8 protein-coding genes are annotated in these 13,896 nt (G+C 74.8%); 1 reads left to right on the top strand and 7 read right to left on the bottom strand.

All coding sequences use genetic code 11. The annotated features are described in order from the left end of the window. Together ACH4KB_RS19720 and ACH4KB_RS19715 are read right to left on the bottom strand one after the other, a co-directional pair. Positions 1-3,285: an FtsX-like permease family protein gene (locus ACH4KB_RS19720; RefSeq protein WP_398067158.1), complete on the bottom strand. Its 3,285-nt coding sequence runs from the start codon at positions 3,283-3,285 to the stop codon at positions 1-3. A gap of 233 nt (positions 3,286-3,518) precedes the next feature. Continuing rightward, on the bottom strand, positions 3,519-3,923 hold the full coding sequence (locus tag ACH4KB_RS19715; RefSeq protein WP_003969111.1) for a globin: 405 nt from the start codon (positions 3,921-3,923) through the stop codon (positions 3,519-3,521). A 109-nt stretch (positions 3,924-4,032) separates the two neighbouring features. On the opposite strand from ACH4KB_RS19715, the gene ACH4KB_RS19710 reads away from it, so the two are divergent. Further along, positions 4,033-5,028 carry a methyltransferase domain-containing protein gene (locus tag ACH4KB_RS19710; RefSeq protein WP_398067157.1) on the top strand — a complete coding sequence of 332 codons (996 nt, stop codon included), beginning with the start codon at positions 4,033-4,035 and terminating at the stop codon, positions 5,026-5,028. A 15-nt stretch (positions 5,029-5,043) separates the two neighbouring features. On the opposite strand, the gene ACH4KB_RS19705 is transcribed toward ACH4KB_RS19710, so the two are convergent. The 5 genes from ACH4KB_RS19705 to ACH4KB_RS19685 form a co-directional block, all read right to left on the bottom strand. Then, positions 5,044-6,519, bottom strand: coding sequence for an FHA domain-containing protein (locus tag ACH4KB_RS19705; RefSeq protein WP_398067156.1), 1,476 nt, complete (start codon positions 6,517-6,519; stop codon positions 5,044-5,046). Between the two features lie 131 nt (positions 6,520-6,650). Then, on the bottom strand, positions 6,651-8,012 hold the full coding sequence (locus ACH4KB_RS19700; protein WP_398067155.1) for a VWA domain-containing protein: 1,362 nt from the start codon (positions 8,010-8,012) through the stop codon (positions 6,651-6,653). 114 nt (positions 8,013-8,126) lie between these two features. Then, positions 8,127-9,659, bottom strand: coding sequence for a PP2C family protein-serine/threonine phosphatase (locus ACH4KB_RS19695; protein WP_398067154.1), 1,533 nt, complete (start codon positions 9,657-9,659; stop codon positions 8,127-8,129). A 2-nt stretch (positions 9,660-9,661) separates the two neighbouring features. Beyond that, positions 9,662-12,502, bottom strand: a complete 2,841-nt coding sequence (locus ACH4KB_RS19690) for a tetratricopeptide repeat protein (protein WP_398067153.1) — start codon at positions 12,500-12,502, stop codon at positions 9,662-9,664. After that, positions 12,499-13,875: a hypothetical protein gene (locus tag ACH4KB_RS19685; RefSeq protein ID WP_398067152.1), complete on the bottom strand. Its 1,377-nt coding sequence runs from the start codon at positions 13,873-13,875 to the stop codon at positions 12,499-12,501. Before ACH4KB_RS19685 ends, ACH4KB_RS19690 begins: the two co-directional genes overlap by 4 nt. Between the last annotated feature and the right edge of the window lie 21 nt (positions 13,876-13,896).

Here is a 13,896-nt window from a genome sequence, read left to right as displayed (position 1 = left end):
TCAGTGGTCCCCCTGGTGGCGCAGTGTGACCGCCGGGTCCCCGCGGCGGAGCGCCATCGCCGCGACGATCACGAGCGGCAGCGCGGCGACCCCGGCCAGCAGCGCGGCGACCTGCCCGGCGGGCAGCTCGACCAGCACCGCGGGAACGGGCCGGTCGGCCTGCCCGGTCAGCACGATGAGCGGAACGACGGCCCGGGTCAGTACCGTGCCGATGCCGAGCCCGATGAGCAGGGCGAGCGCGATCAGTACGCCCTGTTCGGCGGCGATCATGCGGGCCAGCTGGCGGCGCGGCGCGCCGAGCGCCCGCAACACGCCCAGCTCGGCGGAGCGTTCGCGCCGGGACCCGGAGGCGCTGACCGCGAAGCCGACCGCCGCCAGCGCGGCGGCGACCACCGCCACGGCCGGCAGCGCCGACTGCGGCCCCGCCCCCAGCGGATCGTCCACCAGCCGCTGGGCGGCCTCCGCCCGGACCAGCACCTGGGCCGGATCGGTGTCCGGCAGGGCGCGCAGGGCGGCCGCCACCTTCGCGGCGTCGCCCGGGGCGGCGCTCAGCCACCATTCGGTCGCCTCGATCGTGGCGGTCGGCCGGTGGGCCAGGACCTCGGTGACGGCCTTGAGGTCCAGCAGCAGCGCGCCGCCGCGCGCCACCGGGTCCGGGGCGCCGGACGCCCGGTCGGCCTCGGTGGTCGGCAGCCGGCGCACCGCCTCCGCCAGGGTCACCCGGATGGTGTTCCCGGCCAGGGTGACGTCGATCTCGTCGCCCAGTTTCGCGTTGGTGCTCTTCAGATAGGCGTCCGTCGCGACCGCCTTGACCGCGGCGGCCTTCGGCCGGGCGGCGGTGACCCGCAGGGTGCCGCTGGTCGGCTCCCAGTTCTCCTCGTTGTCCACGCCGGTGTCGTACGTGAAGTCCGGCAGGCCCGACGCGCCGTTGCGCACCGGCGGCTTGCCCGGCCGGTCCTCGCCGTACTCGGTGAGCGTCATGGCCGCGTCCCAGCGCAGCGACTCCGGGGCCGGCACCGGGCGTTCGGCGCCCGACCCGGCGACCACCCGCACGTCGCTCACCGAGACCCGGTGCTCGCGCGCGTAGTCGGACGGCGCCGCGGCGTCCACCTCGATGCCGATCAGTGCCAGACCGCCCGCCGCCGACACCGGGAAGGACACCGGGACCGGCCGGCCGTCCACCGGCACGGGGCCGGCCAGGGCGCGGTAGGGGAGACCGTAGCGGTCCTCCAGGAGCACGGTGACCACCGGCGGATCCGGGTCCAGGTCGGCCCCGGCGGGTTTCGACACCGTGGTGATCCGCAGGTCCAGCTTCACCCGGGTGCTGTCCCCGGGGAGTACGAGGCCGGGGCGCGGGGCCCGCTCCGGGGCGATGGCCCCGAACAGCTTCCGCGGGCTTCCGTCGGCGAGGTCGGAGCGCATCAGCATCCGCTCGTCCGCGTGCGTGGTGTCCAGGGCGAGGACCTCCGCGGTGCGCCCGCCGGAGACCTCCACGTCCGCCCGGTAGGCGGGGGCCGCCTGTCGCACCCCTTCCAGGGCGCTGTACGAGCCTGCCGTCGCCGGACCGCTCCCGTGCCCGCCCACGAACCGGACCGAGGCGCCGGAGCCGAAATCCGCCTGGTCGGACTGCGAGCGGTTCCAGGAGGCGCTCTGCCCGATCGCCAGCATGCCCATCGCGACCGACAGGACCAGCAGCAGCACCGGCCCCGCCCCGCGCAACGGGCGCCGGCTGAACTGCCAGCCCGCCAGGGCCGCGGGCAGCCCCCGGCCCCTGGCCGCGCGCCGCTCGGCGAGTTTCGCCGCGGGCGGCAGCAGGCGCAGCGTGAGGACGGTGCCGGCGAGCAGTGCCAGCGCGGGGGCGGTGACCAGCAGGGGGTCGATCCCGAGGTTGCCCGCCTGGTCGCCGGTGAGCGCCCCGCTGCCGGACTGCCGGTCCAACTGCCAGTACGCCACCGCCGCGATCAGGAGCAGCCCGAGGTCCGCGCCCGCCCGCACCGGCCCGGGCAGCGACGCGGCCCGGGTCCTGCGCCCGCCCGCTCCGGCCGTCAGGGACGGAGCCACCACGGCCAGGGCGCAGGCCAGTGCGACGGCCGCGGAGACCAGCCACACGGTGCCGGTCGAGGCCTCCTGGACCTTCAGCCCGATACGGGCCAGGGCGCTGCGCTCGGCCAGCAGCCCGGTCAGCGGGCCCGCGAGCAAGGGGGCGACCACCGCGGCGGGCACGGCGAGCAGCAGCGCCTCGATCGCGGCGAACGAAGTGATCCGGCCCCGCGAACCGCCTCGGGCCCGCAGCAGTTCGCGCTCCCCGTCACGCTCGCTGTTCAGCAGCCGGGCCACGAGCAGCAGGGCGTACGCGGCGAGCAGCACCAGCTGCACCGCGACGATCATCAGCGTGGAGCGGGAGACCAGCAGCGCCCGGTCGAGCTGGTCGAGCAGGGTGGGCAGCGACGTCCGCGCGTTGACCCCGGAAGCGAACACCGGTGCGGCCGTCAGGGCCTTCGGGGCGCCGGCCGACGCCTCGCGCAGCCCCTCCATGGAGCCGGTGGTCAGCTCCGCGAAGTCGGCGGACGCCAGCCAGGACGTCTCGCCCTCGGCGAGCACACCGGAGGCGAGGACCGAGGGAGCGGTGAGCAGGGGGCCGTACGTCGTGAAGGCGAGCTTGCGCACCCCGCGCCCGCCGAGCGGGTCCAGCTGCCAGTACGGGTCGGACTGGTCGGCGGCCTCGTAGAGGCCGGTGACCAGGATCCGCTGCTTCTTGTCGTGCAGCCGGTCGGTGAGGGTGAGCCGGGCGCCCGGCTCCAGCTTCAGCGCCTCGGCGGCGACGACGGGCAGCGCGACCTGGACGGGACCCGCGCCGCCGGGGGCCGCGGGCGTCTTTCCCCCGGTGATCCGCACCCGGCTCGGGTCGAGGGCGGCGAAGTGGGTGAGATCCGGGTCCTTGCCCCGCCGGGCAGCCGGGTCCTGGAGGCTCCGCGGCAGCGCGTACGACCCCGAACTCTCCAGCTTCCCCACGGTCACGGGCAGCCCGTCGAAGGCGTCGCGGGAGGCCTTGCGGACGGCGTCGTCGGCCTCCGCACGCTGTTCGTGGTCCACGGACGCGGAGACGACGAGGGCGGCGGAGGCGGCCGACCCGTGGGTGAGCGAGTGGCGCAGGGCCGCGTCGCCCACCGAACCCGAGAACGCGGTGAGCGCCGCCAGGACGGAGGTGGTCAGCAGGACGGCCAGGACGGCCGCGGAGATCAGGAGGCGATGAGCCCTCACCCGCAGAAGGACGAAACCCGTCACCTGATCCCCCAGCCCCCGAAACACCGCGTGCGCACGCCCCCCGACGTACCGGTGATGCTTTCAGAGGCGACAGGTTCTGGTAACCGCTTGCAGGTACACCTTGATGCGATCGTGATCGTTATGCGGAGATGGAGTGTCAAATTCCGGAGTTGCCCGGTCACGGATCGTGCACAGGTGATCAGCTGCGGTTGCTGCGGTTGCTGCCGTTGTCGGCGGTGATCAGTCGGCGGTGATCAGTCGGCGGTGTTGACCATCGAGGCGGCGGCGTAGGTCAGGTAGTCCCACAGCTGCCGCTCGTGCTCGGGCGCGAGCCCCAGCTCGTCCAGCGCGACCCGCATATGGGCGAGCCAGGCGTCGTGCGCCGCCCGGTCCACCCGGAACGGCGCGTGCCGCATCCGCAGCCGCGGGTGACCCCGGTGGTCGCTGTAGGTGCGCGGGCCGCCCCAGTACTGCATCAGGAACAGCGCGAACCGCTCCTCGGCCGGACCCAGGTCCTCCTCCGGATACATCGGCCGCAGCAGCTCATCGCCCGCCACGCCCTCGTAGAACCGATGGACCAGGCGCCGGAAGGTCGCCTCGCCGCCGACCTGCTCGTAGAAGGTCTGCTCCTGAAGCGTGTCGCGCGGAATCTCAGTCACCCGTCCATGGTCGCAGACGCGCCGGCCGAGGACGGGGGGCCTAGGACCAAGGACGGCAAAGCCCGTTCGACCGCTCGCCCGCACGGCCCCGGCGCAGGACAGTGGAGACATGGGTGCACACCGGCAAGGCTCCTCCCCGCCCGACGCCGAGGCCGACGCGGCGCGGGAAGCCCTCGTGCGGGAGATCGCCGCGCGGGGCGAGCTCACCGATCCGGCCTGGCGCACGGCCTTCGCCGAGGTGCCCCGCCAGCTGTTCGTGCCGTTCTACTACGTGCGCGGAATCCGGGGCTTCGAGCGCCTCTGGGGCGAGGACACCGACCCCGAACGGCGCTCCCGCTGGCTGCGCGGGGTGTACGCGGACGGGGCGCTGGCCACCCGCCTCAAGGACGGCGAACTCGTCTCGTCCTCCAGCCAGCCATCCCTGATGGCCCTGATGCTCGACGCCCTCGACGTACGGGACGGGCACACGGTCCTGGAGATCGGCACCGGCCCCGGCTACAACGCGGCGCTGCTCGCCCACCGGCTCGGCGACTCCGCCGTGACCAGCGTCGACCTGGACCCGGAGATCACGGAGTCGGCCCGGCGCCACCTCGCCGCAGCCGGGTACCACCCGACGGTGGTCACCGGCGACGGGGCCCGGGGCTGCCCGCGGCGCGCCCCGTACGACCGGATCATCGCGACCTGCACCCTGCCGTCCGTGCCGGGGGCCTGGCCGGAGCAGTGCCGTCCGGGCGCGCGCATCCTCGCGCCGCTCGCCACCGGCCTGGTCCTGCTCCAGGTCCGCGCGACGGAGCACGGTCCGTGCGCCGAGGGGCACTTCCTGCACACCCCGGCGTACTTCGTGCCGCTGCGCGGTGCGCTCCCGGGACCCGGCGCGCTGCCGCGCCTGGGCGGACTGCCGCGCCGAATCGCCGGGGACGACCTGTTCCGATTCCTCCTGACCCTGACCGCGGGCACCCTCGATCCGCACGAGGCACTCTCCCTCTGGGAGCGCGAGGGGCGCCCGGGGCGGGAGAGATACGGCGTCACGGTCGGCCAGGGCCGGCAGTGGGCCTGGCTCGACGACCCGCAGGGCCCGTACACCTGGCCCCTCGGCGCCGGGTGAGCGGCGCGTGCCGCCTCAGTCCCGGCGCACCGTGATCGTGGTCCACGCCCCGACGTGCACCTGGTCGCCGTCCTGGAGCGGTACGGGGACGTAGGGCTGGATCGGGTCCTCGGCGCCGTTCAGCGTGGTGCCGTTGGTGGAGTTCTGGTCCACGACCGCCCAGCTGCCGTCGGGCTGCTGCACCAGCACCGCGTGCTGGTGCGAGACGCCGGGGTCCTCCGGGGGCACCGACAGATCGACGTCGGGGGACTCGCCGGTGCTGTGCCGGCGACGGCCGATGGTGATCTGGCTCCCGGTGAGCGGAAGGCGCTGCTCCGGGGAGTACGCGGGCAGGTTCAGCCCGGTCGCCTCGGGGCCGCTGCGCTGCATCATGGCGAGGAAGTACGCGCGGTCGGGAGCGATCACGGCGGTCCAGGAGGCGGACTGCTGGGGCCGGCCCTGACCAGGCACCCCGCCGTGCTGCTGACCCTGGTCGTAGCCCTGGTCGTAGCCCTGGTCGTAGCCCTGGTCCTGGCCGTGCTGCGGACCATGACCCTGCTGACCCTGCTGACCCTGCTGACCCTGCTGACCCGGAAGGCCCTGCTGGTCGTAGCCCTGCTCCTGCCCCGGCTCCTGTCCGTGGGGCTGCCCCTGGTGGGGGCCGGGCCCCTGGAACGCCTGGGGCTGCTGGGCCTGGGAGGGCGGCGGCAGCAGCCAGTCATCCCCGCCGGCGTTGGGCCCCGGCGACTGCTGCGGCTGTCGCGGCGGCGCGAAGGGCGAGGCCTGCTGGGGCTCGAACGGCGAGGGTCCTGACTGCTGCTGCGGCGGAGGGCCCTGCTGGAACGAGGGCGGCGGCGGGGGCCCCTGCTGGAACGCCTGCGACGGAGGCCCGCCCGGACCGCCGGTCCCGCCCGGACCGCCGTTCCCGTGCGGACTGCCGTTCCCGCCCGGACCGTTCTGCTCGGGGGCGAGCGGCTCGGCGGGACGGTTCATCTGTGAGGGGCGCGAGCCCTGGTAGTCGAACGGGTCGCGCGGTTGGGGCGCACCGGGCGGACCGCCCTGGCCACCGGGACCGGGCCGGCCACCGGGACCGCCCTGGCCACCGGGACCGCCGGGACCGGGCTGGCCACCGGGTCCAGGGCCGCCGCCGGGCCCCTGCGCCTGGAAGCCGGGCGGCAGGTTGAGGCCGGGCGGAGGTCCGCCGGGCGGGCCGGGCTGCGGGGCCAGCGGGGTGTAGGAGGTCGCCGTGTTGGTGAGGAAGTTCCAGCGGCACTCCTCGCAGTACGGCGCCATCGCCTCACGCGGCGTGCGGCACTGCGGGCACAGCTCCGCCTGCATGGTGGGCTGGCCACCGCCGGAACCCTGCTGCGGGTAGCCGTAACCGGGCGCGGGCGGCGGAGGAGGCGGCGGGGGCACCGCGCCCGCGGGCGCACCGCCGGTGGCCATGCGGTGTCCGCAGACCTCGCACCAGTCCTCGGAACCCGACTGGTGTCCGTTCGGGCAGGTCGGCATGTCGGCGCTTCCCCCTCTCCTCTTCCGGCCCCGGAGGCCGTCATGCTGTCGTTCGCGGGCGTTCTCGCCCAACGCGTACGTATGGTTGCTCTGTGCTCACGGCCCGGCGGTCGTCCGATGACCGTGCCGTGCTACTTCTTGACGCGAACGGTCTTGGTGGAGCGCGTTTCGAGGGTCATCTCGTCCGCTTCCGCAACCTTCGCCTTCAGTCGCACAGTACCTGTCGCCGCATCGACGACGTCGACCACCTTCGAAAGCAGTTTCGCAGTGTCCTGGTTCCCGGACGCCGACGCCAGCTGCACCGCCCGGCCCAGTTTCGCCGTCGCGCCGTCGAAGTCGCCCGACTTGCGTGCGTCCAGGCCCTGCTGGATGGCTTGTGCCAGTTCCGCCTGGCCCGTGTAGTGCGCGACCTGCGGATTGATCGAGGTCGAGGCCACCATGTCGTCCGTCCACACGGCCCGTACGAGCCCCTGCGACAGCGTCTGCGGGGCGCCCGCGCCCGAGGGATCGGGCAGGATCAGCGAGACCCGGGCGGCCAGCATCTCCTGGCCGATCCCGGCCTCCGGCACCAGGACGCACACGTGGTAGTCGCGGGACTCGTCGCCCCAGGAACCGGTCGGGTAGTCCCCGGCCCGGGGGCCCGCCTCGGCCCGCCGCCCGGTCAGATCCGCGACCGTGGGCGCGACCTGCTTCACGAACCGGATCTCCGCCCCCACCGGCGTCCAGAGCCGCAGCGCCACGTCCGCGACCTCCTTGCCCATGGCGTTCTCCATCATCCGCGTGAAGTCCGCGGCCAAGCCCGCCGGGTCGGCGACGATGTCGGCGGTGCCGAGGAGAGCGGCGGCGATGCCGGTGACTTCTTTCACCTCCCAGTCGGTGCCCACTCCGCGGGCGTCGCAGGTGAACCGGCCCGCGCAGGAGTCCAGGGCCGCCCGCAGGTCCTCGGGCGCCTCGTGCTCGTTGCGGCCGTCGGTCAGCAGGATGCCGTGCCGGATGTCCACCTCGGCCGCGCCCAGCAGCCGGTCGGCCAGCCGCAGCCAGGTGCCGATCGCGGTGCCCCCGCCCGCGCTCAGCTTCCGCAGGGCGTCCTTGGCCCGGGCCTTCGTCTGCTGGTCGGCGACCGCGAGCCGCCCGTCGCCCGGATAGACGTCCTTGGCCACATGCGTCCCGGCGACCACCGCGAACCGGGTGCCCTCGCGCAGGGCGTCGATGGCCGCCGCCGTCGCGTCGCGCGCGTTGCGCATCTTCGTCGGCGGGTAGTCCATCGAGCCCGAGCAGTCGACCATCAGCACCACGGCCGCCTCGGGGCCCCGCCCGGTCCCGTACACGGGCGCCGGCGCCGAACCCGCCAGCGGTATGCCGCCGGTGGTGCCGCCGCCGGTCGAGGTGACGGTGACGATCGCGTTGACCTCACGGCCGCCCTCGGGCAGGAACGCGTTCTGGTACACCTCGACGGAGAACTGCGGCACGTTCGACTTCGAGAAGTTGGCCATCTGGTCGGCTCCTTGAGGCTCCACAGGCGATCAGGCGATCAGGCGATCAGGCGATCAGGTGAAGAGGGGACGCGGTCGGCTGACACGGGGGCGGGGCAGGGGCAGGGAACCGGCTCAAACGGTGTCGCAGGCCGATCCTGCCCCCTGCGGCCGTACGGCGAACGGCAGAAGCGCCACTGTTACGTTGTCGTGGCCCCCGCCGTCGAGAGCGTGACCGACGAGCGTCCGGGCCGCGCGCAGCGGCTGTTCCTGGGCGTCGGCCGGGACGGCGGCTGCCATCTCCTCGGCGGATTCCGCGTAGTTCCACAGGCCGTCCGTGCACACGACGACCAGGCCGGGCCGGTCCGGCTTGAACGCGGCGGTGTGCGGCTCCAGTTCGTACGCGTCGGCGCCGAGCCAGCCCGTGATGGCGTGGGCGCGCTCGTCCGCGTACGCCTCCGCCTCGTTCATCAGGCCGGCCGCCACCATCTGCGCGGCCCAGGAGTCGTCCTCGGTGAGCCGGGCGGTCGGCCGGGTCCGGTCCTCCGGCACCCAGTAGACCCGGCTGTCGCCGACCCAGCCGACGATCAGCAGACCGCCCGCCATGATCGCGCCGACCAGCGTGCAGGCCGGGGCGTTCTGGTGGCGGTGCGTGTCGTGCTCCCTCGCCCCGGCCGGTTCCTGCGCCAGGGCGTTGACCGCCTCGGACGCGGCGACGATCGCCTCGTGCATCGCCGTCTGCGGATGCGTACCGCGCGGCAGGGACTGCAGCAGCGCCTCGTTGGCGGCGCTCGCGGCGGCAGCCGAGGCCTCGTCGGGACGGCTCGCCGAGGAGACCCCGTCGCAGACGATCGCGACGACGGCGGGCGAGCCGTCCGGGAGCGCGGTGGAGGACACCGCGAAGGAGTCCTCGTTGCGGTGGTGGCGCAGGCCCCGGTCGCTGACGGCGGCCACCGCGTCGAGCTCCTGTTCCATGTGGTCGCGCGCACGGGGCTGGGCGTGCCCGCAGTTCTCGCAGTAGCCGTCGGGGTCCACCCGGCCGGAGCGGCAGGCCACACAGACCTTCGCCCCGGGGGCGGGAGCGGCGGCGGGCGCGGCGGCGTGCTCCGCCGCCCGGGGATCGGGCGCGGCCAGCGCGAAGTCACCGGAGGCCTCCGCACCGCCCGGGTCCGCCCGGTCGTCGTGGCGCACCTGGACGGCCGCGGCCGCCGGCCCGCCCGCCCGCACCGGCTCGGACGGCGACGCCGCGCCCCGCCCGTCCACCACGCCCGGTGTGTCCGGCTCCGTCAGGGGCCTGCCGCCCGAGTCCGTCCCGGGCACGTCCGCCGGACGGACCACGGGCGCGGGCACGTCCGAACTGTCGGTCTCCTCGGCGGCGGGCCACCGCACCGCACCGGCCGCCGGAGCCGCCGGAGCCGCCGGAGCCGCCGGAGCGGCCGGAGCCGCCGGAGCGGCCGGAGCCGCCGGAGCGGCCGGAGCCGCCGGAGCGGCCGGAGCGGCCGGAGCGGCCGGAGGAACGGTGATGGCCATCGTGGGCCGGTCGTCGGGGCGCGCGGGAACGGCCGAGAGGTCGTAGCCGCACACCCCGCAGAACAGATCGCCCGCAGCCGGCGGTTCCTCGCAGCCCGGGCACTTCGGCAGGGCGGGCTGCTGGTGGCTCTGTGACATCTTCACACCCACGTCCGGGGGCGGAAACGGTTGGCCCGTTCCACCAGTTCGATCCTCTCGTCGCCCCGCCGCGCGAGCCGGGCGAGCATCCGGTACGAGCGTTCCAGCCCGAACCGCAGCCCCCGCTCGTTCAGTTCGGCGCCGAGCAGCTTGCCTGCCCCGGGCGAACCGGCGGCCGGTCCGCCCGGCCCCGGGAGACCGGGACTACCGGAGAGTACCCAGTCGAGCGCCTTGCCCAGTACCTCGGTCGACAACTGCTCGTGACGCTCCGGGTCCAGACCGAAGGCGGCCAGCGCCGCCACCTGGACGCCGGCGGCCGTCAGGTCGGCCAGCAGCGGCTCCCGGTGCGAGCGCTCGCGCAGCCGCGCCCGGACGGCGGCGACCCGGGCCGCCGTGTAGTGGATCGAGGCCTCCGGCACCGACTCCAGGGTGCTCACCGCCCCTCCCCGCTCACCGGCGGCGATCTGCACCCGGGCCAGGCCGAACGCGGCGCTGACGAACCCCGGGTCGGTCGCCCACACCAGGCGGTAGTACTCGGCGGCGTTGTCCAGCTGGCCCAGCACCTCCGCACAGATCCCGAGCGCCAGCTTGGGCGCCATCTCCCCGGGGAACGCGTCGTAGACCGCGTCGAAGGAGAGCGCCGCCGACTCGTGGTCACCGGTGACCAGCGAGGTGACGCCCCGATACCAGACGACCCGCCAGTCGTCCGGGTGTTCACCCTCCAGGGTGGTCAGCGCACGGGCGGCCGAGTCCAGCTCCCGCATCTCCAGCCGGGCCCGCAGCTCCCGCAGCCGGGTCTCCATCGAGGGGGCCGGCACCGTGCGCAGGGCTGTGATCAGCTCGGCCGGGGCGGAAGCCATGAGACCGGCGAGGAAACCGGCGTTCGGGTCCGTCGCGTCGACCCGGGGAACCGGCAGCGCCAGCGCCGTGGCCCGCGTGTCGAACAGGGCGAGCAGGACGCCCCCGGAGGTCGCCCCGAAGGGGCCGTACGGTCCGGTCGCGACGTACGGCCCGGACATCGCGACCGGGGGCTGCTCGGCCGACCGGGGCGCCGGGACCGGAGCCTGCGCCGGGGGAGCGTACGCGAGCGGGGCGCCGCCCTGCGCGGAGCCCCGGACATGGGTCGGCGGCGCCGCCAGCGCGGAGGCCCCCGCCGGACCCGACGGGTGGCCCCCCGCGGGGCCGGGCGGCTGGGCGCCCACCGGCAGCGCCCCGGCCACCGCGGACGTCACGGCCCCCGGCGCGACCGGAGCCGCGCCGCCGTGGGGCTGCCAGGTGCCGCCCTGCGCCGGAACGCCGGACGGCGGGCGGCCCTTGCGGCGGCCCCGGAGCCCGCCACGCCCGGAGCCGGTTTCCCGGCCGCCCAGCCGCGAGACGTCGTCCGTCTGCCGGGCGAACAACTCGGTGTCTGTCACGCGTAGTTCCGTGCCGAACAGTGTCGACAGAGCGGGGCGCGGCCGGCTCGTCTGGAGGGCCACGACCTCCCGCAGCACCCCCGTCAGCTGCTCGGCCATCTCCGCGGCGGAGGCGAACCGGCGGGCCGGGTCCGGGTCCGTGGCGCGCACCAGCAGCCGGTAGAACGACTCGTAGGCGCGGAACACCTCGATGTTGTCCGGGTCCGGCAGCGAGTCCACGAAGACGTTCGTGTACCCCTGGAAGTCGAAGGTGAGGACCGCCAGCGTCCGGGCCACCGTGTAGAGGTCGGAGGCGACCGACGGGCCCACTTCAGCGACCTCGGGGGCCTGGTAGCCGACCGTGCCGTAGATGGCCGACTCCTCGTCGTCCATCCGGCGCACCGCGCCCATGTCGATCAGCTTGAGCTGGTCCTCGGTCTGGATCGCGTTGTCGACCTTGAAGTCGCAGTAGAGGAGGTTGCGGCTGTGCAGATGGCCGAGCGCCTCCAGCGCCTCGATCCCGTACGCGCAGGCCTGCTCGACCGGCAGCGGGTCGCGCTTCCCGGCCGGGGTGCGGCGCTCGTTGGCGATCTCCTTGAGCGCCTTGCCGCCGACGTACTCCATCACGATGTAGCCGTCGAGCGAGCCGGTCCGCTGGTCCAGGTGCTCGACGAAGTTGTAGATCCGGACGATGTTGGAGTGCTCGATCTCGGCGAGGAAGCGGCGCTCGGAGATCGCGGCGGCCATCGCGTCCTGGTCTCCGGTGTCCAACAGGCCCTTGAGGACCACCCAGCGGTCCGAGACGGCCCGGTCCACCGCCAGGTAGACCCAGCCGAGCCCGCCGTGCGCCAGACAGCCCACGACCTCGTACTGGCCGTGCACGATGTCGCCGCCGGTCAGCTTCGGCACGAAGGAGTACGGGTGGCCGCACTTGGTGCAGAACCCCTCGGTGCGGCCCGGCCGCTCACCGCGCGAACGGCCCACCGGCGCACCGCAGTCCGAACGGGAGCAGAACCGCTTGCGCTCGGGCACCTCCGGGTTCTCCATCACCGCCGTGCGCGGATCGGGCCGGGGCACGTCCGGGACGTCCACCAGACCGACACCGAGCCGCCCCCGGACCGAGGCGGCCGACGTCGAGCCGGAGGAACGCACCGAGACCGAACGGGAGGTGGACGCCCCGGACAGCGAGCGCGACAGCCGGCCGGAGACCGAGCGGCGCGAGGTCGACGAACGGGACGAGGCACGGCCGGAGGCGCGGGAGCTGGACCGCCCCGACGAGCTGCCCCGGCTGCTCGCCCGGCCGCCCCCGGCGATCCCGGTCGGCGGTGAGGAGACCATGCCCGTCGGTGAGACGACCGGAGCCAGACCGCAGGTGTCGCAGTACAGCTCACCGCCGCCCATGTCCTCGTAGCTCCCCTCGCACGCGGGGCGCTGGCACTGCGTACTCATCCTGTCTCCCCCTCTTCCCCGGTGCCATTGCCGGTGCCGACGCCCGTGGACCGCCGGTCCTGCGGTCCGTCGGGCCGGTGCGGCGTCAGCGTCTCCGCGACCGCGTGCTGGTAGCGCAGGACGGCCTGCTCGGCGACCCGCAGATCGCACGGAGCGCTCCACAGCATGCGCCGCGCCGCGTCGTACCGCTCGATCAGCACCGGATCCTCCGCCAGGCCGTGCCGGGCCACCTTCGCCTTGTACGCGTCGAGCCGGCCGCGCAGCTCCGCGCGGACCGCCAGCGGGGCCGTCACGGAGGTCAGCGACTCCCGGGCGCGCAGCAGTTCGTCCTCGGCCTCCTGCTCCAGCGACTCCAGCAGCGGCGACAGCCGGTGCCACTGGGCGTACCTGCGGTGGTCCGACGCCGCCGCCAGCCGCTCCTGGAGGGCGGTCGGCGGGCCGCTGACCGCGGGCACCTCGGAAGCGGCGATCTTGGCCAGTACCTCGCCGCGCGCAGCCCGTGCCTCCGTCAGGGTGCGGTCGGCCCGCGAGAGCACGTCCCGCAGCCGCACCAGCCGCGCCTCGGCGTCCTGCCGGACCGCGAGCACCGCCTCGATCTCCCGCCGTACGTCCTCCAGGGCGCGGGCCGCCCGGTCATAGCGCGAGGTGTCGGGCCGCCCGCCGCCCGGCGCGGCGCTGCCGGGCCCCGGCAGCCAGAAGGCCAGCGGGTCGGAGATCACCTGCACCCGCAGGGTGGCCAGCTCCTCGGTGATCTCCGCCAGGTCGTCCCCGGCCGGATGCTCACCGGGCCGCACCCCCACGGAGTGCGCCAGCGAACGCGTCCGGTGCAGCTCGGCGGCGAGCAGATCGATCCGGGCGGGCAGCGCCGACCACACGGAGTCGGAGGAGACGACCATGTCCAGGGACCTGGCGTACAGCTCGTTCATCCGGGCGACCAGCTCCTGGAGGGAGAACCGCTCGGAGAGCCTGGCAGGGCCCGCGGCCGAAGGCGGCGGCACTGCCCCCGGGTTGGCGACGGTGACGGCCTCGCCGCGCAGGAGTTCGGTCAGCGCGGTGAGGTCCTCCCGGTTCGGGTGGCGCCGCCGCGCACGGATCTCCCGGGCCTCGGACAGGGCTCCGGCGTACGCGTCGAAGTAGCCCCACAGCAGGGTGATCGACTGCTCGGTCACGGCCCAGCGCTCCCGGGTGACGCCGGTCAGCTCGGCGCCCTCCAGGAGCCGGCGGCCGGCATGGTCCTGGAGCGCGAGGAGCGAGGTCTCGATGGCCTCGTGCTCCGCACCGAGCCGGGCCAGCGCACGGTCCGCCTCCTCCCGGTCCATGACCGGGCCGGGGGGCCTCCCCGCGAAGCCGGGGAAGGATCCCGCGACGCCCATCGATCACCTCTCCGCTCTCCC

It is taken from the genome of Streptomyces sp. NPDC017520 (genome assembly GCF_044329855.1).
Classification (GTDB): domain Bacteria; phylum Actinomycetota; class Actinomycetes; order Streptomycetales; family Streptomycetaceae; genus Streptomyces.
This window is presented reverse-complemented; position numbering and strand designations above follow the sequence as displayed.

Bases quoted from the DNA above. Each gene is read 5' to 3' on its own strand.
- ACH4KB_RS19710 (WP_398067157.1), top strand. From the start codon at position 4,033: ATGGGTGCACACCGGCAAGGCTCCTCCCCGCCCGACGCCGAGGCCGAC.
- ACH4KB_RS19700 (WP_398067155.1), bottom strand. From the start codon at position 8,012: ATGGCCAACTTCTCGAAGTCGAACGTGCCGCAGTTCTCCGTCGAGGTG.
- ACH4KB_RS19705 (WP_398067156.1), bottom strand. From the start codon at position 6,519: ATGCCGACCTGCCCGAACGGACACCAGTCGGGTTCCGAGGACTGGTGC.
- ACH4KB_RS19690 (WP_398067153.1), bottom strand. From the start codon at position 12,502: ATGAGTACGCAGTGCCAGCGCCCCGCGTGCGAGGGGAGCTACGAGGAC.
- ACH4KB_RS19685 (WP_398067152.1), bottom strand. From the start codon at position 13,875: ATGGGCGTCGCGGGATCCTTCCCCGGCTTCGCGGGGAGGCCCCCCGGC.
- ACH4KB_RS19695 (WP_398067154.1), bottom strand. From the start codon at position 9,659: ATGTCACAGAGCCACCAGCAGCCCGCCCTGCCGAAGTGCCCGGGCTGC.